Raw genomic sequence first — 19,906 nt, 5'->3', positions numbered from 1 at the left:
TTAAAAAGCCCTCATTGTTTTAACCCAATACTTATTAAAAGTGAATCATCAACTTTTATCATATCTTCATCAGTCATGTGTCCAATTTTTTCTTTCAATCTTCTTTTATCCAGGGTTCGTATCTGCTCAAGCAAAACAACTGAATCTTTATTTAATCCATATTCTTCAGAGGATATTTCTACATGTGTAGGTAGTTTTGCTTTATTTATCTGTGAAGTAATCGCTGCTACAATTACAGTTGGACTATATTTATTTCCAACATCATTTTGTATAATTATAACAGGCCGTACGCCCCCTTGCTCTGATCCAACCACAGGGCTCAAATCAGCATAAAATATATCTCCTCTTTTCACTATCGTCGTCATCGGACAAATCACACCCCGAAAGCTTCGCTTCATATTCTTTTAATTCATTAGCGTCACTTGCAAAGCCCATCTCTGCAATTTCCAAATTTATATTGGCCATATCTATATAACCTTTTTTCATTTGTTCTATTTCTCTATATTGTTTTTTCTCTTCTATATATAATATTATAGCTTCCCTTATAAATTCACTTCTTTTTTTAGAATCTTCTTTTAGTGCATCATTAAATTCATTATTTAGTGTTTCTGAGAGGTTTACAACTAATCTCTTTGAGCTTGACATTGAATTTTAATACCTCCTATTAACCTATGCATAGATATGTACAAAACAATTATAATCCTTTATTTAATACAATGTCAAAACAATTTTAGTTTTTCATTTTTTATCCAGCTTATACATAGTTCCTTATTTTTACTATCTCATTATTTTTTAAGTATACCCTAGGAACTCTTTTACTAATCATACATATTACCTCATAATTTATAGTTCCTATTTCCTCTGCTATTTGTTCTGCATTAATATTTAGACCTTCCCCTTCTCCCATTAGTATAACTTCATCACCTATATTAACATTAGGAACCTCTGTTATATCTATCATACATTGATCCATGCATATTTTCCCAATTACAGGGGCATATTTGCCATTTACTATAACTTTAGCTTTGCCGAACAAGGATCTAGTGTATCCATCTGCATAACCTACTGGTAATGTAGCTATAACACTCTTTCTTTCAGTTTTAAAAGCTCTACCATAGCTTATATATTCTCCTGCATCCATTTTCTTTATATGCACTATATTAGTTTTCAATGACATAACAGGCTTTAATTTGATTTTCTCTTTATTTATCTCCTCCGAAGGGTAATATCCAAACATTATTATTCCAGGCCTTATAGCCTCTAAATGTGTTTCTGGCAAATCTATAATTGCTGCGCTATTAGCAATATGTCTTATATTTACATTAACACCTTTTTCTTTTAGACTATTATAAAACCAGTTAAACTTTTCAAACTGCATGTTTGTATAACTCTTATCCTCTTCATCTGCTGAGGAAAAATGTGAAAATAAACCTTCAAGTATTATATTTGGCAATTTGCTTATTTTATATACCTGCTCTATTCCATCTAAATCACATTTAAATCCTATTCTACCCATACCTGTGTCAAGTGCTATATGAATCTTTGCAATTTTGTTGTTTTCAACTGCCATACTGCTTATTCTTTCAGCTAAATCATAATTGTATACCGTTTGTTCAATATCGTATCTTAAAAGGCTTTCTATTAGCCTATCAGGAGTAAAACCCAGTATCATTATAGGACAGGTTACCCCTCCTCTTCTTAACTCCACAGCTTCATTAACAACAGCTACAGCAAGCCTTGTAGCTCCATTTCGTAATAAAGTAGATACAATATCTAATGCACCATGACCATAAGCATCAGCCTTTACTGCTGCTATTATTTCTTTACTCTTTGAAATTCTTTTAATTTCATTCATATTGTGAGACAAATTATCCAAATTTACTTCTACCCATACAGGTCTTAAGTGCCTAAACAAGTCTTTCACCTTCTTTAACTATAAATTAAATAAACTTTGATCCATATCTTCATTAGGAATAAAGTTTTTATAATTGACCCTTACTTTAATCCTATTGCCACTATCTAGTATTTCTAATCTTTCCGGCAAATAATTGTCTTTATTTAAATAAACTCTGCCTTTAACTAAATTTCTATTCATATATGGCATATGAAGTTCCACTATAGTATATTCAATTCCCTCTATACTTTTAGAAGATATCTTAATTTCTTCATTAGTATACATTAATTTTATATATTCACTAACCATACTGATATTAAATATTATATCAAAATCTCTATCTACAGTATACTTCATATTTGATTTTAAATCGCTAACATATGCCTTATTGTCTTTATATATAATGACTCTACTATCGCCTATCTCTATTCTTCCGCCGATTTTCCTATCATAATACTGTTTACAATTATACTCTACAGCTTGTTTATCATTTACTAATATTATATTACTCTCACAGCTATAGCTCTTTAAATTTTTAATATAATCTATGGCTTTTTCTTCTTTATGTGAAACTTTACTATAAAATAGCAAAGGAATAGAAACTATAAAAATAATAACAGGAATTATCCACAACCACTTCTTCATTATTTTCCTCCCCATAAAATTCAGTTTATATTATTAATACTATCCCTGTTATTCATTTATTCTATAAATTTTGAATTTCTTTCATTCCATAAGGCAGATATTTGAGTATATGACTAGCATTTACGCAAAACATTTTCTTTGAAAGCGCATCTCCACAATAACCATGAATATATGCACCTAATGCTGCTGCTCTAAGTGGGTTATATCCTTGTGCTAATAAGGAAGCTATAATACCCGTAAGGCAATCCCCCATTCCCCCTGAAGCCATTGCACTGTTGCCTGTTGAGTTCACTATAAGGCTTTCCCCATCTGTAATAAAGGTATGATATCCCTTTAATAGCAATACTACTCCATATTTTTCAGCAAAATCTTTAGCTATTTCTATCCTGTTTTTCTTTATATAATCTATAGGTTTATCCACAAGTCTAGACATTTCACCTAAATGAGGAGTTAATATTAAATTGCTTTTTTTCTCTTTGAGTATGTTCATATTATTCTTTAGCACATTTAGTCCGTCTGCATCTATTACTACGGGACAATCTGCATTTCCCATGACATTTGATAATATCTTAAAGGTATCATCACTATTCCCCATCCCTGGCCCTATAGCTATACTATTACTTTTCCTAATTATCTTATTAAACTCTTCTTCATCTTCAATTGAAATTAACATAGCTTCAGAAACCTTAGAAGTTAAACTTTGTAAAATATTTTCTCTGGTGCATAGTGTAACTAAACCTGCTCCACTTCTTACTGCTCCCTCTGTGCATATATAGGCCGCTCCTGTATACCCTTTAGTTCCTGCAACGATTGCAACTCTCCCATAATCACCCTTGTGAGAATGTCTATCTCTTATGGCTATTTTATTCTTTATCATATCTTCATCTAATATGAATTCTTTTTGGTGAAACTTATCTTCAATATGTTCAGGTATACCTATATCCTCAACTATTACTTCACCAAGTAAATTATGAATTTCATAATTTAAAAATCCTCTTTTATATAGCTGAAAAGTCACAGTTTTATTGGCCCTTATACAATTGCCTAATACATTACCATTATTACTATCCAATCCTGATGGTATGTCAATAGATAATATGTAAGAACTATTTTCGTTCATTACTGATATTACAGTAGAATATATATCCTTAACTTTATTATTTAATCCGGTTCCAAATATACTATCAATAGTCATATGACTTCTTTTTAATGTTTCTCTTAAATCATTTATATCTTCTATATTGCTAATAGTATGTATTTTTAGTCCCATATTTTTAAGAATTGAGTAGTTTATATAGCAATCCTTACTCATATTTTTTTCTTCACCTATTAAAAATACATCTACTTTTTTTCCTAAACTATATAGATGCCTGCATACTGCAAAACCATCTCCACCATTGTTACCTCTTCCGCAAACTACTACAAAATTATTGAATTTTTCTAGAGGAATATTTTTTATAACCTTAATAGCGGCATTTTCCATTAGAACAATCCCTGGAATCCCCATATTTTCTATGCAATATTTATCTATATTTTTTATGATTTCAGAAGTACCTATTTTCAATCAACACACCTCCAGAACAGCATAAGCTATGGCATTTTCTCTACTATGGGATATACTTATATGCAAATTATAATTTTTATTTTCAATTACCATTTTTCCTGCATTACCATACAAGTTAACTATTGGTTTTCCCAATTCATCCCTTAATATTTCAATGTCTTTCATAGAAAAATTTCTAAATCCAGTCCCTAAGGCTTTTGATACTGCTTCTTTTCCAGCAAAGTTACCTGCTATACTATTTATCCTAAAACCTACTGATTTAAAATATTCTCTTTCTTTTTCTGTAAATATCTTTTCTAAAAACTTAGAATTTCTTTCAATAGCTGTTTTTATTCTTTCTATTTCGATAATATCAGTACCAATTCCTATAATCAAAACCCTCACCTCTCTACATATATATATTTATTATATAAAGAAAATAGAGGTTTTCACCTCTATTAAAAAATTTTAATTCATTGCTATATCCATTAGTTCCTTATCAAAGTCTACTATATATTCGTCTATATAATCTCCCAAAATATCTATTAAATGAATTGGCGACACACTGTTGTCATAAAGAAGTTTTAAAAGCTTATGTACTTTATGTCTTTGAGGGCTAATCCCTCTCACATAATTTCTTTCAATATTTATTACTTTTCCATCTTTAATATCCTGTCTTTCAACTTCTATTCCATAAGCCTGAACTTCAACTGATTGATTAGAATAATCTAGACTTATATTACTCTTTAGCATTCTATAATGATAACTACGCTCCATTTCATCAGTCTTAACACTTCTCATCATACTTTCCACTATTACCATAACTAACCCCCCAAAATGTGTAGAACATCTTTTATATAATACTAACATTATAAAATAAAAAAAGTTGTCACATCTTGAAAAGCAAGTAAAATAAGTTATGTCAACAATTTGACATTAAAACCTTTCAAATATTTTAAAAAATAATATTATGCAGGTTATTTTCTATTATGTGGAAATACATCTAATATTTCTTGTCGAATTCAGAATATTTTGTCCATATTTTTTTAATATTAATTTGTATATGTTTTTACTTTTAATTAAAACATATTCGGGAAAATTACACATCCTAAAGTTATTAATGTTGCAGATATTATTCCACCTAAAGCTGCACATAGAAAAGATTTTTTAAAATCTAATCCTAAAAATGCCGCTATGGCACTTCCTGTCCATAAACCTGTAGTAGGTAATGGTATTGCAATAAACGCAATAAGGCCTATCTCCTTATATTTTTCCATTTTGCCAGTATTTTTTCTTATTTTATTTTCTATTATATTATTTAGAGGATCAAAAAATTTATATTTTTTCATCCATTTAAAAATTACATTGAATAATAATAATATAAACGGCACTGGAAGTAAGCTTCCTAAAAAGCTAATCAAAAATGCTAGGGACGGATCCATATTAGCTACAAATATTCCATATGGTATAGCTCCTCTTTGTTCTATAATAGGTACTGCTGACATAAAAAACACTATAAGATTGTCCATTTTTCTCTCCTTATATCCAATAAACATTAAGGTTTCCCCTTAATACATTATAATAACATATTTTAACTACTTTCAATATAAATATAAATTTAAATTAATAAGGTCTTTAAGCTTTCGACCTAATATTAATTTTATTGACTCCTAATATAATAACTATAATTGCAGATATTCCCATCAAATATGGATAGTATAAATATCTCATTATTAAAATAGGAGATATATTTGCCAAACTTGCTGCTGCTAATAATTGGGCCCCATATGGTATTATTCCTTGACAAAAACAAGAGAATGTATCCAATATACTAGCTGATCTTCGTGGTTCTATCCCATATTCGGTAGATATGTTCTTAGCTAAAGGTCCTGCCATTACTATTGCTATAGTATTATTTGCTGTACATATATCTACAATTGACACAAGTAAGGCTATTCCAAATTCAGCACCTCGTTTTGACTTAACCTTTTTATTAATAAAACCTAATAGATAATCTATTCCTCCATTATACTTAATTACTTCAACAGTACCACCGATTATAAGAGATATAATCACAAGTTCTGACATCCCATTAATCCCTTTAGCCATAGATTGAAGTATCCCAATAAAAGTCATCTCTCCAGTTACTAGTCCAATAATTCCTGAAAAAGTTATTCCGCCTACTAAAACCATAATTACATTAACACCCATTAGTGCAGCTATCAATACAGATAAATAGGGTAAAACTTTAATTATGCTAAAACTTTCACTTGAAGTTGCAACAACGTTATTTCCTGCTGTAATTATTGCAAATATAATAGCTGTAATTATCGCTGCTGGTAGTACTATAAAAAAATTAGTTTTAAACTTATCTTTTAAATCACATCCCTGTGTTTTTGCCGCAGCTATTGTGGTATCCGATATCATAGATAAATTATCTCCAAACATAGCTCCTCCAACTACCGCACCCAAAATCAAAGCTAAAGAAATTCCAGTCTTATCACTTATTCCAATAGCCATTGGAGATAAAGCTACAATTGTACCTACTGAAGTTCCTATAGATAATGATATAAAACAAGCAATTATAAATATTCCTGATACCAATAAATTGCTAGGTAAAATCGAAAGTCCTAGGTTTACAGTAGATTCTACTGCACCAATATCTTTTGCCACTTGTGCAAAGGCACCTGCTAAAATAAATATTACACACATAAGTATAATATTTTCATCTCCTGCACCTTTACAAAACACTTCTAATTTCTTCGATATGCTCTCTTTTCTATTAATCATTAATGCGGTGATGCCTGAAATTAAAAATGGAACACTAACAGGCATAGCATAAAAGTCCTTATATACTAGTGAAATTGATAAATATAATACTATAAATAATATCAGTGGTAACAAGGCTATTGCATTACCTTTACTTTCTTTCATTTATTCCCCTCCATAAATAGTTAATATTTCTATATTCTTCTACATAATAAAAAACTTCTTGCACAAAATACAAGAAGCACTTCGTTATTTTAGCATAATAAATAATATTACGTCAATATATCACCAGGGCATGATTTAATCCATAATCAATCAATTGTGTAATTTGATGGAATAGATTAAAATTATATATAGATGCCAATTAATATAAAGAGGTGTTAAATTATGAATAAAGAAAGCTATATTATAATCGGAAATGGAGCTGCAGGATTTTACGCTGCAGATAGAGTAAGAGAAAAAAACAAAAACTGTAGTATAACTATTATATCTACAGAAAAAGAAATTAGCTATTACAGACCATCACTTTCATCATATTTATCTAAAGATAGATTAGAAGATACCTTTTACTTAGCTAAAGAAAACTGGTACAAAGAAAATAATATTGATCTTATGCTTGGGAGATCTGTAGAATTTATTGATACAGAAAATAAAAAGATAGTTTTTGAAGATGAAGAATTTATTTTTTATAATAAGCTAATACTGGCAAATGGAAGTCATAATTTTATTCCCCCAATACCTGACAAAGATAAGAAAGGTGTTTTCTCGTTAAAATCTCTTTGTGATGCGGAGGAAATAAAATCTTATGCTAAAGATTGTAAAAAAGCAATCGTTATAGGTGGAGGACTTTTAGGTCTTGAAGCTGCTTGGGATTTACAAAAATCCGGACTAAAAGTCACAGTAGTAGAATTCTTTGAAAGATTATTACCAAAACAGCTGGACGAAAGAGGTTCTGAATTATTTAAAAGTTCTGTTGAAAAAAGCGGTGTAGAATTTATCTTAGGTGACTCTCTTCAAGAGATTATGGGAGATGGGAAAATTACAGGCGCTAAACTTAAAAGTAATAAAATTTTAGATGCGGATCTTCTATTGTTCTCCGTAGGCATTAGACCTAATAAGGAGTTGGCTTCAAAATCATGTATTTCAACAAATAATGGTGTAATTGTAAATGATAAAATGGAAACTAATATAAAGGATGTATATGCTTGTGGAGATGTAGCAGAGCTAAATGGTAGAATTTATGGTACCTGGCCTGCGGCTGTAAAAATGGGTAAAGTAGCAGGTGAAAATGCTACTGGTGGAAATGAAGTATTTGAAGATTTTGTCCCAACCCTTGCATTTACTTCAATGAATGCTAGAGTGTTTTCCTGTGGTACCTGCAATGATAATTTTGAACAATTTTCGTATGAAAATCCCGAAAAAGGAACTTATTATAAATACTTTTTTAAAGATAATAAATTATGTGGGGCAATGCTTTTAGGGAATATAACTCTTTCATCTAAAATAAATAATTGGATTAAAAAAGAATACACAAAAGAACAGGTTTTATCTGAAGCTAAGAATCACTTGATATAAATATTCTCTTCTTTAAAAAAGTAAGGGATAGTACTTGGGTTTATGTAAGCTACTATCCTTTCTTCTTTTTAAAAGTTTTACTTTCAATAATTAAATATTATTTACTTCTATCAAAAGCAATGAGGGCATTAATCTCTCCACCAATTATTATTATTATTGAAGTTATGTACAACCAAGTTAATAATATTATCACCGCTCCAATACTGCCGTATAGCCTGGAATAATTAGCAAAATTATTCACATAAAAAGCAAATCCAAAAGAAGTTATTATCCATCCTAATGTAGTAAATATAGCCCCAGGTATCACTTCTTTCCAGCTTAATTTTCTGCTAGGTGTATATCTATAAATTAAAGCAAATATAAATATCATAGAAACCAAAATTATAGAATATCTAATTATATTCCATATAGAATTATAAAATTTACTCAGTCCAAGCTTATATATTAGAAAAGCACCTAACACTTGGCCAAAAACTAATAGTAACATTGTTATAATTATCAAAAATCCTAACCCTAAGGTACTTATAATAGAGAGGATGGAAACTCTTAATAAAGATCTCTTTTCTTCTTCATCATAGGCTTTATTAATACCTTTTATAACACTTCTAAATCCACTAGATGCAGTCCATATAGTAAAAATAATACTAAAGGACATTAAATTTGTATTTCTAGTATTAAATATTTCATTTATGGTGGAGTGAACTAACTCATAGGCAGTAGTCGGAAGCACCTTGCCCATTTCAATTAAAATAAATTCACTATCTACAGGGGCATACCCTATTAAAGTAATTAAAAATATTAAAAAAGGAAAAAAAGATAATAAAAGACTATAGGATAGCTGAGAAGCTAATGCGGGAACCTCATCATCTAATATTCTTTTTATTAATGATTTTGCGTTAATTACTATCTTTTTAAACAATAATATTCACTCTCCCAAACATTTACTTATAATTATTATACTATAAAGGAAGCATATAATTATAATATAAAAAGGGTATTTAGGAAAATCTACACAAATTATTATGCATATACTGTAAAAATCTTATATAATTATCTAAGAATAATACTTTAGCTATTAGGAGGTAGTATTGATGAGAGTTGCTGTAATTGATGGACAAGGAGCTGGATTAGGAAAAGCTATAGTAAAAAAATTAAAAAAAGATATACACCCATATATACATATCACCGCCCTTGGTACAAGCAGTTTAGCCATGGACAATATGGTTAAAAGTGGAGCTGATATAGGACTCTATGGAGAAGACAATATATGTGATTATCTAAGCAATGAAGATATAGATTGCTTAATAGGTCCAATCGGAATTATTTGTACCGGTGGAATAAACGGAGAAATTACCTCTAAAATATCTAATATAATTTTTCAAATAGAATGTACAAAATATCTTCTTCCATTGCAAAAACATGGTATTTATATACCAGGCACAAGGAATCTACAAATTAAGGAAATAATTAATGAAATAGTTGAGGATATAAAATCTCATATATAATAGAGAGAGGAGAGTTGTTCTCAGCTCTCAACTTTCAACTCTCCACCTTTAATTTTAATACCAGAAATATAGTACATATTTTCATTATCTATAGCTTCTTCAACTTTAAAATATTTACTCATAATATTAGATGTAACTTCTACTGCTGGAAGCATATGCTCTTTTACCGTATCACTTTTTTTATGAATGTTGTTTATTTTCTCCTTGCTTTCTGAGTGAGCTATTACAATTTTTCCATCAACCTTCAATAATTTATAGAGATGGCCAAATAATTCATCTTTATCCATAAAATGAGGATACACTGAATATAGAAATATATAATTGAAATTTCCTTCTTGGAAATCCATAATATCCTTCACTATAAATTCTACATTATCATTATTATATTTATTCCTTGCCACCTCTATCATGTTTTCAGACAAATCTACTGCCTTTATAGCTATGGGTGAATATTCTAATAAATATTTTACTAATACACCAGTACCCGTTCCAACATCTAAAACCTTAGAATTTTCTCTCATCTTAGATAATTTCATTATTTCTCTTAATTTTTTATCATCATGATTACATATTTCATCCCATTTGCTCGCTAAATTATTAAAAAACTCCCTATCATTCATTTATGTTTACCATCCTATTATTTTTCTCTATTCCATTTACTATAACTGGAATTAAAACTAATTGAATTAGTATTCCCCAAATAGGTTTAATAAAGGAACCTCCTAAAAACATTGCTAAGGCATAAGGTTTTCCTCCTAAAGTTAATAAGAGATAATTTGAAATGCCCGAAACAACTCTTCCTATAAGCATAGCAGAGATTAATGACACATACATATTATAATTTTTTTCCTTAAAAAGGTATCCAGCTAAAAATCCATAAGTAGCTAATTCAAAAGCCATCGCTATAGCTACAGGATATATTGGCGGCATTCCTGATATTAATGAATTTAAAAAAGGCGTAATAAATCCAATTGCTAGTCCATATTTTTTTCCTAGGATAAATCCACATAGTAAAACTGATATATGCATAGGTAGAAATATTGTTCCTGGAATACCAGTTGTATGGAATATGTAAGGTATAATTATACCTAAAGCTAAAAATACACTTCCCTTTACTAAAGATTTAGTATTCATAACAAAACCCTCCTTAAAAATAAAAAAGGTAGGGATAATTTACCCTACCTTCGTGGTACAGAATAACTAATTTAGTACTTTTTAATAACTGTATAGATTAAAAGAGATTTTCGTAATCTCTACAATGTATTATACCATATTAATATAAATTATAAAATATTACCAATATTTTATTTAAAACTGTCAGTACCTATTCTATCTATTAAACTACCAAATCTTTCTCCTGGTCTTCCCTCATTTTTATAAATATAAATTGATTTTTCAATAATATTTAAAGCCTCTTCTACTGTATATATCTCTCCTAAGTCCTCTCCAATTTTAGGTTCTTTTCCCCATTTGCCCCCTAGAAATATTTTAACTCCTTCTTTATCAAGAGATACTGCTCCAAAATGGCAACTATCTATACATTTTCCACAGTTATTACATTTATCAAAATCTATATTAATCTTTTCTTCTATAATTTTTGCTGCTCCAACCTTACATTTAGCCTCAATAACGCAATTATTACAAGCAATGCATTTTTCATTTTCAATCTTAGGCTTTCTTTGTCCCACAATTCCAAAATCATTTAATTCTGGTTTTATGCAATTATTAGGGCATCCCCCTATACCTATTTTAAATTTATGAGGAAGCTTCATATCATAAAATCCTAAATAGAATCTTTCATGAACCTCTCTTCCAATCTTTTGCGTGTCTATTAATCCATGGGTACAAACCGTTCCTTTACAAGGTACAATAGGTCTTACTCTATTGCCCGTCCCCCCTGAATACAAACCTGCCTCTTTTAATTCTCTTTTCACTTTTTCAATATTTTCATATTTGATTCCTGGTATTTCAACAGTTAACCTTACTGTGAAATTAACATGTCCATAACCATATTTTTCTGCAATTTCCCCTATTTTAGAGATTTCTTTCTCTTTTAATGTACCATCTACAGTTATTACTCTACAAATAAAATTTTCTTTATTGTTTTGTAATATAAAACCTTGTCCTTTTAGCTCTTTTATCTTTTCCTCACTTATATTTATCATTTCAGCCTCCCATATTAACTAGATTATTAATATCATTATTTTCATGTTACTATGAGGGCAATATTAAGTCCAATTATAATTTATTATAATATTATAAATTATAATTATAGTAAAAAATTACTTTAAATCATTTTCAATACAAAATTTTAAAAAGTGATCAATAAATTCTTCATTAAAATTATCAAGATAAATAAAATTAAATTCCCTAGTCATATGAAAATTTTTAATAGGAATAGCCTTTAATAAGCCTCTTTTTTCATCATCTTTTACCGATTCTCTAGATAAAATCGTGCATCCCAGATTAGATCTTACTAATGATAATATAGCAGTTATATTTCCTATTTCCATATATGGACTTATATCATGTTCTTCTAGCCCTCCCTCTATCACATAATCTTGAAATGCTTGCCTAGTACCAGATCCTTTTTCTCTTAATATAAGCTTATTATTCAATACTTCCTCTATAGTTACCTCCTCCATATTTGCAAATTTATGCTCAGGAGATACTATTAAGGCTAGTTCGTCCTCTCTAAACTTTTTATATTTTAAATTAGACTTATTAAAAGCACCCTCTACTATACCTAAGTCTATCTCCCCTCCACGTAGTAATTTAACTACAGTTTCGGTATTTTCCACCTTCATTATGATATCTATATTATTATAAGCTTTCTTATATTCCCCAATTATATTTGGAAGCACATATCCTCCAATAGTAAGGGTTGCTCCTATTCTATATTTCTTAATGATAGACCTTCTATTTTTCAGTTCATACAGTATATTTTTGCTCATAGATTCCATTTTAACTGCATTATCAAAAAGATATTTTCCCTCTTCAGTTAATACCATCTTTTTATTCTTTTTAGCAAATAACTTAACATTATAATATTCTTCTAACCATTTTAAATGTTGAGATACTGCTGGTTGAGTAATATTTAATATGTCGGCAGCTTTAGTGATATTTCCAACTCTCCCAACAACAATAAAACTAATTATTCTAAAATCTAACATGTTTATACTCCTCTATTTAATTAGCATATATAAGTATTTATTTAAACAAAAACATGGATGCTCTTGATTTTAAACATCCATGTTTTTGTTTAGCTTTATTATATCACTTCCGCAATGTCATTTGAATAAACAAATACACCACATTTTTCCTCTTTAGCTTTTGTAGAGGCTATGCTAGCAAAATTTATAGTTTGCAAAATATATTTAAATAATTCATTTTTTTCTTTACATCTTTCAATATAAGATATACCTATTGATATAGTGACATCTATATTATTAACAAAAGTATAATTAGATATTATATTTACCAACTTTTTAGCTAGAACTTCACATTTTTCTACGGTATATGGAGTTAATATAAGAAATTCATCTCCTCCAAATCTCGAAAGAAAAACCTCCTCATCTGTTATATTACCTTCAATTAATTTTGATAATTGCTGTAAGATAACATCTCCAGTAACATGTCCATATTTTTTATCTATATATCCAAAATTATTTATATCTATAAATGCAAAAGAAATATGGTTATTTGTATGGATTAATTTTAAAGCATTATAGTATATGTAGTCATTTTTATAAAGTCCGGTCAATAAATCAAAGTGTTTTCCAAGTTCAGAATCTATAATAAATTTATCAATTACTCCTACAACTCTATTCTCTTTTAGCACTAAGAGTAGATCTATTCCTTTGTCCAATATACATTTTGCTTCCCACAAAAACATATTGTCCTCTATATATTCATATTTGTCTGTCATAGCATCAACCGCTAATCTATTAGGATGGCAGTTAATTAAATCCTTTTGAGTTATTACTCCAATCGTTTTGCCCTTTTCTTCAACTAAAAAACAAACTATTCCTTTATTTAATATACTCTCGCCTATATTTCTAACACATAATAACGCATCTATTACAATAAAATCTTTTAGCATTATATCATCAACTTTTCTTATCATAATTCTATTGATTTGCTAACTTTTAAAGTAATATTTATCACGGCTTTTATTATCATATGCTCGTTAGCAATCTTTCCCCCTTCCTCCATAATTAAATTCACAAGTGTCTCTTTTGGTAATATATTAATCAATGATTTCCTTATAACAATTGCTTCTATGCATTCATGTTCTATTTTAATTATTTCATATTGATCAGGAGATAAAATATTTACCATTCTCCTTGCTGATTCAGGTCCAAGAGGCGATTTTTTACCTACAAGCAAGGCATCTTGCATTGGAGGCATCTCAAACTCACAAAATTTCATATTAATTTCTGCTTTTTTGCTACTTTCCATATTATAGTTCATGATAAAACCACCTTTTAACAATTTCACTAAATATTTTATCATAGTTAACCTAAATTATCTATTTTATTTACATAATTTTTCTTTTTATAATATATTATTACTTATATTACAAATATAGTTTTTAATATAATTCAATTAAATTTGTTATTTAAATTATTTTAAATAATAGTGCTGCTATAATCCCCCCAAAAACTACAAAAACAACATTTAAATCTAAAAAAGATAGTACTACTGCTATTATTCCACCTATTATGCCGCTGTTAATATCACCTGTGCTATATAAAATATCTGGAAATATTAAAGCTGATAATGCCGCAAAGGGAATAAAATATAGAAACCTCTTCCAAAATGGTGATAGTTGCTTATTATTTAAAAACACCATAGGTATTAGTCGGGGTATATAAGTGACTAAAGCCATGAATATGACAATAATTATATTTTCCATATTACATTCCCTCCTTAAACATTAATGCTCCAACTAATGAAGAAATCATGGTGGAAATTACTATAGACCATCCCTTTGATATAAACGCAAATATAGGTATATACATAATTAATGTATTAATTCCTATGGATAATAAAGAAATTACTAAAATTGGTTTTGATTTTTTTAAGGCAGGAACTAATAGCCCAATAAACATGGCATATAGCGCTATCCCCATACTATTCTTAATAACTTCTGGAATAACATTTCCTAAAGCCACTCCAAAAATTGTACCAAAAACCCAAGATAAATAAGAGGTAAAATTTAATCCTAAAATAACATAAGGGTTTAATTTCCCTTCCTCTTTCAAAGATGCTACTGCAAAAGTTTCATCTGTTATACCAAAAGAGATTAAATATAAAAGTTTTTTATCCGTATTCTCTTTTACCTTCTGTGATAAAGACGATGACATTAAAAAGTGACGAAAATTTATAATGAAGGTAGTAACTATAATTTCTAATGGTGCTGAACCTAAAGCCATTAAATTTACCCCAATAAATTGGCTTGCTCCTGCAAACACCATAATGGACATCATTATACCCACTTCATTAGAAACACCAGAAGATTTAGTTATCAACCCAAAGGTAATTGCAATTGGTACATATCCTATTGCAATAGGCATTGCTAGTCTAATACCCTCTTTAAAATATGATACCTTGTCCCTTTTTTCCATAATTCTCCCCCTTTTATTTTAAAATAGATATTTATGGAACATTTTATCACAATTAGTCACTTTTAAATACTATAAAAACTCCTACTCATCTTTAATCAGTAGGAGTTTTTAGAATTTTATATTTTAAAATAATTATTTATTATACATATGAACATCCATTTGAGGGAACGGAATAGTAATTCCTTCTCTATCAAAGGCTAGTTTGACTTCTTCTTGAAGATAGTGATATATGTTCCAATAATCACTATTATTGCACCAAACTTTAATTATTAAATTAATAGATCTATCTCCATACTCTCCAACTGCTACAAAAGGCTCTGGATCTTTAAATATAAGAGGGTTACTATTTATAACTTCTTTTAGTATACTTTTAGCTTTAAGAATATCATCATGATAACTTATGCCAAATTTCAAATCCACTCTCCTATGCTCCTCAGAAGAGTAATTAATTATTTTTCCATTTGCTAACTCCCCATTGGGTATTATGATTTTTTTATTATCAGCAGTATTCATATATGTATATAAAAGCTGTATATCATTAACTGTTCCAGAATATCCTTGAGTTTCAATATAATCGCCCACACTAAAAGGTCTAAATATTAATAATAATATTCCCCCTGCAAAGTTAGTTAAACTATCTTTTAAAGCAAGTCCTACTGCTAACCCTGCAGCACTTAATACAGCTAAAAAGGTAGTTATTGGTACACCTAGCATGGATGCAATAGTTAAGAACAATATAATTCTTAAACTTATATTTACAATGGATTTTATAAAGGAATGCAATGATATATCTATTTTACTCTTTTTCAATGCTTTATCTATAATGTTTAAAAATACTCTAATTATCCAGCTTCCTATAAATAATACTACTAATAGTTCTATAATTTTTAATCCGTATGTACTAGTAAATATACCTAGTATTCTATCTTTTATATTCAAAATTTCTCCTCCTTCTAAAGTATTTTTAATTCATTTTATCATAAAACATAATAATTTGTAAAAAGAAAAAGCTACCTTTTCCTCATACCGATATATGTCATAGAAAGAGGAAGTTTATTGTTATCTTCTTTTATAAATTCAAATTAATATTTTCAACTTTCCATTCAACTACAGTATTTTTCCCTAAATTTTTTGCAGTAAGATTTGCTTTTTCAGCCTTTCCAACTATATCTTTAATATTATCTCCATGATATGGATAGGAGGAAATTCCTATAGACACGGTTATAGGGTAAATCCATCCCCTAGTTTGGTGCTCCACTTCAAATCTAATTTTCTCCGCATATTTACTAATATTTATTCTATCTACTCCTCTTAAAATTACTAAAAACTCATCCCCTGTGAGCCATCTAAATACTTTATGTTGGCTCCCTAAAGCATCTACAATAATCCTTGATAATTTATATATCATTTCGTTTCCATGCTGATAACTTATTTTGTTGTAGCGCTTTAAGTTATCTCCATCAATAAAAAGTATGCTAAAAATTTCTCCGGTACATTCGCTTTCCTTTATTAAATTTGCTAAATATGATTTAGCTGACCTATGATTAGCTAACCCAGTTATATCATCTGTAAATGCTAAATTTAAGCTCTCAATTATACGCCTACTAAAGCTATCAATTAAATGCTTAATCCATTTTATCTGGGTAGTGTCTCTGTTTTCACTGCTTTTAATAATATCCATATACTTAGCCAATATCATATGATAAATTTCATTGATAGAACAAATACTTTCTGTATAATTTAGCAATAATACACTTAAATCAAGATTAGAAATCTTATATGTGCTCATATAATCAATAAAATTGGATTTTATTAAATAAGATATTTCTGCTGCTTCACTATTAGACATGTTAGGCAGTACTATTGTAAATTCATCCCCATCTGTTCTATATACAAAATGGTTATTTCCCAAAGTTGCTTTTATTATATTAGATAACTCTTTTAAACAACAATCCCCTATTTCTCTTCCAAATTTTTTATTTATCATAGTAAAACTTTCAATCTCTAATATAACTATTGATCCATTATCCCCAAATAATTTCTTCGTATCTGCTAAAATAAATTGAAAAAAATTTGGTAAATCGGTTACAGCATCTGTCTGTACATCCTCCCCCAAAACCCAAATCAAAGAAATCGCCCCTTTAAATATAATAATTTCCTATTTTTTCTATTCCAGTAATTTCATTTTAAAGAATATATTTAATATTGTCAATTTTAAATATACGATTACCATAACTTTTAAAATTATAAGCCTTTTCATGGACACCAATTGTTGGAAATGTTAAAATTAGATAACTAACTATTTTATCCGGGAGGGACTAGACTTGAATATTAAAAAGAAAATTACAACTTACTTTATATTTATTATATTAATTGTTATATCTATTACTAGCTCCATAAGCTATTATGTCTCTAATGATATTATACAAAAACAATCTAATACTTCCATAATTCATACTGCTCATTATCAAGCAAATAATATGATCGACATAATAGAACAATATGAATTAGGACTAAAAGCCCTTTCTACTAATTCAGATATTATAAACCTCCTTATAGGGGAAGAGAAAACTCCACAAAAATCTAATGAAGCGCTAAAAAAATATGCTGATGGCATGGATGAATTAGAGCATGTATTTGTTGTTGGTAAAAATGGTCTTATAGTTTCAGATAGCGATTCTAAAACTATAGGCACAGATTTGAAGGATAGAGAATATACAAAGATCACTCTCGAACAAAATACTAGCTACATAAGTGAGATATTAACTTCTAGAACTACAAACAAAAATATTCTTGTATTTACTTATCCCATAGTAAAGAATGGACAAGCTATAGGCCTTATTGCATCACCTGTATTTTGTGATGAATTAACCAAATATTTATCTGATGCCAGATTAGCAGGTTCAGCGTCTAGCTACGCATATTTAACGGATTCAAAAGGCTCTATTATTTATCATCCTGACAGTACAAAAATAGGAACACCTATTGAGAACATTGCTATAAACTCGGTTTTAGAGAAATTATCAAAAGGTGAAAGTCTAGAGTTTAAAACTCTTAATTATGAATTTGAAGGAAAAGAAAAGATATCTTCCTATTCTCTTATACCAAAAACAAAATGGTTAGTAGTCATGTCTGCGGACTTAGGTGAAATAAAAGCTCCTATTGATAGAATGATTACTCTTTTAGTTATATGTGGTATTGTATTATCTGTAATATCAATCATAGGTTCATATTTACTTTCTTTAAGAATATCTAAACCTATAGAAAACATTACGAATTTAGTTGAAGCTACAGCTAATTTTGATTTTACCGAAAAACCCGAATATAAAAAATTATCTTTAAGCAAAGATGAGACTGGTGTAATGGCAAAATCCATGAATAAAATGCGTGAAGCATTAAAAGATATGGTGTTATTGTTGTTAAAATCATCTAAAGATATAAATGAAAGTGCTGGAATTATAAAAATTCTTACTAGTTCAGTACAAGATGCCGCTGGTGAGAATTCAGCTACTACTGAACAATTATCTGCTGGTATGGAAGAGACCGCTGCCTCCACTGAGGAAATAAATGCATCCATGGATGAAATTAGTAGTAATATTGAAGAAATTTCAGCAAGGTCTATGGAAGGAGCTAATTTATCTAATAATATAATAAACAGGGCAACTTCCCTAAAGCAAGAAACCATAAAATCTATAGATAGCGCTAACGCCATATATGATGAAATAAAAGTTGATTTTGAAAAAGCTATTGAGCAAGCTAAAACAGTAGATCAAATAAACTTATTAACATCTACAATATTAGAAATAACAGAGCAAACCAATCTATTGGCACTTAATGCTTCTATAGAAGCTGCTAGAGCTGGAGAAGCTGGTCGTGGATTTGCAGTAGTTGCCGATGAAATAAAGAAACTTGCTGAACAATCTTCTAATACTGTAGGTAAAATACATGAAGTTGTAAATATGGTTCATATGGCTTTTAAAAATATGACTGTTAACGCAGAAAAGACCTTGAACTTCATTGAAACTAGTGCCAATAATGATTATAAAAACTTCTTAAATGTTAGTGAACAATATAATACCGATGCAAGTACAGTAAATGAATTAATGGAAAAAATAAATTCTTCTGTACAATATCTTAATAGTTCAATGCATAATATCATTACTGCCATTAATGGAGTAGCATCAACAGTTAATGAAGGAGCTAAAGGAATTTCTGACATAGTAGAAAAAAATGAAGATATAGTGCACAAAGTATTAGAAGTAGACAAAAATGTTGCTACAAATATGGAGTACGCAAAAATGTTAGAAGATATAGTATTGAAATTCAAAATTTAAATTACAATAAT

At 29.0% G+C, this 19,906-nt stretch carries 23 protein-coding genes; 3 read left to right on the top strand and 20 right to left on the bottom strand.

Translation table 11 applies throughout. From position 1 onward, the window contains the following. Nucleotides 1–11: 11 nt before the first annotated feature. The 9 genes from RYO54_RS12075 to RYO54_RS12035 all read right to left on the bottom strand — a co-directional run bounded on the left by RYO54_RS12075 (nucleotide 12) and on the right by RYO54_RS12035 (nucleotide 7,016). The gene (locus RYO54_RS12075) at nucleotides 12–365 is read right to left on the bottom strand and encodes a type II toxin-antitoxin system PemK/MazF family toxin (protein ID WP_315118988.1); all 354 of its coding nucleotides are present in this window, start codon (nucleotides 363–365) and stop codon (nucleotides 12–14) included. Next, complete coding sequence (locus RYO54_RS12070) at nucleotides 325–645, bottom strand: CopG family transcriptional regulator (RefSeq protein ID WP_315118985.1); 321 nt, start codon at nucleotides 643–645, stop codon at nucleotides 325–327. Before RYO54_RS12070 ends, RYO54_RS12075 begins: the two co-directional genes overlap by 41 nt. A 109-nt stretch (nucleotides 646–754) precedes the next feature. Next, complete coding sequence (gene alr, locus RYO54_RS12065; protein ID WP_315118982.1) at nucleotides 755–1,915, bottom strand: alanine racemase; 1,161 nt, start codon at nucleotides 1,913–1,915, stop codon at nucleotides 755–757. Nucleotides 1,916–1,933: 18 nt separating this feature from the next. Further along, nucleotides 1,934–2,539: a germination lipoprotein GerS-related protein gene (locus RYO54_RS12060; RefSeq protein ID WP_315118980.1), complete on the bottom strand. Its 606-nt coding sequence runs from the start codon at nucleotides 2,537–2,539 to the stop codon at nucleotides 1,934–1,936. Nucleotides 2,540–2,600: 61 nt separating this feature from the next. Next, nucleotides 2,601–4,103, bottom strand: a complete 1,503-nt coding sequence (locus tag RYO54_RS12055; protein ID WP_315118977.1) for an NAD(P)H-hydrate dehydratase — start codon at nucleotides 4,101–4,103, stop codon at nucleotides 2,601–2,603. Further along, nucleotides 4,104–4,478, bottom strand: a complete 375-nt coding sequence (gene acpS / locus RYO54_RS12050) for a holo-ACP synthase (protein ID WP_315118976.1) — start codon at nucleotides 4,476–4,478, stop codon at nucleotides 4,104–4,106. Between the two features lie 72 nt (nucleotides 4,479–4,550). Further along, a complete protein-coding gene (locus RYO54_RS12045) occupies nucleotides 4,551–4,904 on the bottom strand; it encodes a DUF6514 family protein (protein WP_315118975.1) in 354 nt (117 codons plus the stop codon). 257 nt (nucleotides 4,905–5,161) lie between these two features. Beyond that, complete coding sequence (locus tag RYO54_RS12040) at nucleotides 5,162–5,638, bottom strand: small multi-drug export protein (RefSeq protein WP_315118972.1); 477 nt, start codon at nucleotides 5,636–5,638, stop codon at nucleotides 5,162–5,164. 79 nt (nucleotides 5,639–5,717) lie between these two features. Further along, nucleotides 5,718–7,016, bottom strand: a complete 1,299-nt coding sequence (locus RYO54_RS12035) for a Na+/H+ antiporter NhaC family protein (RefSeq protein ID WP_315118970.1) — start codon at nucleotides 7,014–7,016, stop codon at nucleotides 5,718–5,720. A gap of 222 nt (nucleotides 7,017–7,238) precedes the next feature. On the opposite strand from RYO54_RS12035, the gene RYO54_RS12030 reads away from it, so the two are divergent. Further along, complete coding sequence (locus RYO54_RS12030) at nucleotides 7,239–8,426, top strand: FAD-dependent oxidoreductase (protein WP_315118968.1); 1,188 nt, start codon at nucleotides 7,239–7,241, stop codon at nucleotides 8,424–8,426. A 97-nt stretch (nucleotides 8,427–8,523) separates the two neighbouring features. Here RYO54_RS12030 and RYO54_RS12025 read toward each other — a convergent pair whose 3' ends face one another. Continuing rightward, nucleotides 8,524–9,345, bottom strand: a complete 822-nt coding sequence (locus tag RYO54_RS12025) for a YihY/virulence factor BrkB family protein (RefSeq protein WP_315118965.1) — start codon at nucleotides 9,343–9,345, stop codon at nucleotides 8,524–8,526. Nucleotides 9,346–9,517: 172 nt separating this feature from the next. On the opposite strand from RYO54_RS12025, the gene RYO54_RS12020 reads away from it, so the two are divergent. Beyond that, nucleotides 9,518–9,931 (top strand): DUF3842 family protein, encoded by a 414-nt coding sequence (locus RYO54_RS12020; protein ID WP_315118963.1) that lies wholly within the window; start codon nucleotides 9,518–9,520, stop codon nucleotides 9,929–9,931. Between the two features lie 20 nt (nucleotides 9,932–9,951). Here RYO54_RS12020 and RYO54_RS12015 read toward each other — a convergent pair whose 3' ends face one another. The 10 genes from RYO54_RS12015 to RYO54_RS11970 all read right to left on the bottom strand — a co-directional run bounded on the left by RYO54_RS12015 (nucleotide 9,952) and on the right by RYO54_RS11970 (nucleotide 17,689). Further along, a complete protein-coding gene (locus RYO54_RS12015; RefSeq protein ID WP_315118961.1) occupies nucleotides 9,952–10,551 on the bottom strand; it encodes a class I SAM-dependent methyltransferase in 600 nt (199 codons plus the stop codon). Continuing rightward, nucleotides 10,544–11,065, bottom strand: coding sequence for an ECF transporter S component (locus RYO54_RS12010; RefSeq protein ID WP_315118958.1), 522 nt, complete (start codon nucleotides 11,063–11,065; stop codon nucleotides 10,544–10,546). Before RYO54_RS12010 ends, RYO54_RS12015 begins: the two co-directional genes overlap by 8 nt. A gap of 170 nt (nucleotides 11,066–11,235) precedes the next feature. After that, complete coding sequence (locus RYO54_RS12005) at nucleotides 11,236–12,096, bottom strand: 4Fe-4S binding protein (protein ID WP_315118956.1); 861 nt, start codon at nucleotides 12,094–12,096, stop codon at nucleotides 11,236–11,238. Nucleotides 12,097–12,213: 117 nt separating this feature from the next. Further along, entirely contained in the window at nucleotides 12,214–13,104 is an 891-nt protein-coding gene (locus RYO54_RS12000; protein ID WP_315118953.1) for a LysR family transcriptional regulator, read from the bottom strand. Between the two features lie 98 nt (nucleotides 13,105–13,202). After that, complete coding sequence (locus RYO54_RS11995) at nucleotides 13,203–14,057, bottom strand: GGDEF domain-containing protein (protein ID WP_315118950.1); 855 nt, start codon at nucleotides 14,055–14,057, stop codon at nucleotides 13,203–13,205. Next, complete coding sequence (locus tag RYO54_RS11990; RefSeq protein ID WP_315118947.1) at nucleotides 14,054–14,404, bottom strand: hypothetical protein; 351 nt, start codon at nucleotides 14,402–14,404, stop codon at nucleotides 14,054–14,056. Before RYO54_RS11990 ends, RYO54_RS11995 begins: the two co-directional genes overlap by 4 nt. 148 nt (nucleotides 14,405–14,552) lie before the next feature. Continuing rightward, nucleotides 14,553–14,849, bottom strand: a complete 297-nt coding sequence (locus RYO54_RS11985; protein ID WP_315118944.1) for an AzlD domain-containing protein — start codon at nucleotides 14,847–14,849, stop codon at nucleotides 14,553–14,555. A gap of 1 nt (nucleotide 14,850) precedes the next feature. Beyond that, complete coding sequence (locus RYO54_RS11980) at nucleotides 14,851–15,561, bottom strand: AzlC family ABC transporter permease (protein ID WP_315118941.1); 711 nt, start codon at nucleotides 15,559–15,561, stop codon at nucleotides 14,851–14,853. 132 nt (nucleotides 15,562–15,693) lie between these two features. Next, nucleotides 15,694–16,500, bottom strand: a complete 807-nt coding sequence (locus RYO54_RS11975; RefSeq protein ID WP_315118939.1) for a mechanosensitive ion channel domain-containing protein — start codon at nucleotides 16,498–16,500, stop codon at nucleotides 15,694–15,696. Between the two features lie 130 nt (nucleotides 16,501–16,630). Continuing rightward, entirely contained in the window at nucleotides 16,631–17,689 is a 1,059-nt protein-coding gene (locus tag RYO54_RS11970) for a diguanylate cyclase domain-containing protein (protein ID WP_315118936.1), read from the bottom strand. Between the two features lie 196 nt (nucleotides 17,690–17,885). Here RYO54_RS11970 and RYO54_RS11965 point away from each other — a divergent pair, with 196 nt between their 5' ends. Then, a complete protein-coding gene (locus RYO54_RS11965) occupies nucleotides 17,886–19,895 on the top strand; it encodes a methyl-accepting chemotaxis protein (protein WP_315118934.1) in 2,010 nt (669 codons plus the stop codon). Nucleotides 19,896–19,906: the final 11 nt, after the last annotated feature.

The organism is uncultured Clostridium sp. (assembly GCF_963515715.1).
Classification (GTDB): domain Bacteria; phylum Bacillota; class Clostridia; order Clostridiales; family Clostridiaceae; genus Clostridium_AW.
This window is presented reverse-complemented; position numbering and strand designations above follow the sequence as displayed.

Bases quoted from the DNA above. Each gene is read 5' to 3' on its own strand.
- RYO54_RS12010 (WP_315118958.1), bottom strand. From the start codon at position 11,065: ATGAATACTAAATCTTTAGTAAAGGGAAGTGTATTTTTAGCTTTAGGT.
- RYO54_RS12070 (WP_315118985.1), bottom strand. From the start codon at position 645: ATGTCAAGCTCAAAGAGATTAGTTGTAAACCTCTCAGAAACACTAAAT.
- RYO54_RS12005 (WP_315118956.1), bottom strand. From the start codon at position 12,096: ATGATAAATATAAGTGAGGAAAAGATAAAAGAGCTAAAAGGACAAGGT.
- RYO54_RS12040 (WP_315118972.1), bottom strand. From the start codon at position 5,638: ATGTTTATTGGATATAAGGAGAGAAAAATGGACAATCTTATAGTGTTT.
- RYO54_RS12000 (WP_315118953.1), bottom strand. From the start codon at position 13,104: ATGTTAGATTTTAGAATAATTAGTTTTATTGTTGTTGGGAGAGTTGGA.
- RYO54_RS12015 (WP_315118961.1), bottom strand. From the start codon at position 10,551: ATGAATGATAGGGAGTTTTTTAATAATTTAGCGAGCAAATGGGATGAA.
- RYO54_RS12020 (WP_315118963.1), top strand. From the start codon at position 9,518: ATGAGAGTTGCTGTAATTGATGGACAAGGAGCTGGATTAGGAAAAGCT.
- RYO54_RS12035 (WP_315118970.1), bottom strand. From the start codon at position 7,016: ATGAAAGAAAGTAAAGGTAATGCAATAGCCTTGTTACCACTGATATTA.
- RYO54_RS12075 (WP_315118988.1), bottom strand. From the start codon at position 365: ATGACGACGATAGTGAAAAGAGGAGATATATTTTATGCTGATTTGAGC.
- RYO54_RS11995 (WP_315118950.1), bottom strand. From the start codon at position 14,057: ATGATAAGAAAAGTTGATGATATAATGCTAAAAGATTTTATTGTAATA.
- RYO54_RS11990 (WP_315118947.1), bottom strand. From the start codon at position 14,404: ATGAACTATAATATGGAAAGTAGCAAAAAAGCAGAAATTAATATGAAA.
- RYO54_RS12060 (WP_315118980.1), bottom strand. From the start codon at position 2,539: ATGAAGAAGTGGTTGTGGATAATTCCTGTTATTATTTTTATAGTTTCT.
- RYO54_RS12030 (WP_315118968.1), top strand. From the start codon at position 7,239: ATGAATAAAGAAAGCTATATTATAATCGGAAATGGAGCTGCAGGATTT.
- RYO54_RS11980 (WP_315118941.1), bottom strand. From the start codon at position 15,561: ATGGAAAAAAGGGACAAGGTATCATATTTTAAAGAGGGTATTAGACTA.
- RYO54_RS11985 (WP_315118944.1), bottom strand. From the start codon at position 14,849: ATGGAAAATATAATTATTGTCATATTCATGGCTTTAGTCACTTATATA.
- RYO54_RS12045 (WP_315118975.1), bottom strand. From the start codon at position 4,904: ATGGTAATAGTGGAAAGTATGATGAGAAGTGTTAAGACTGATGAAATG.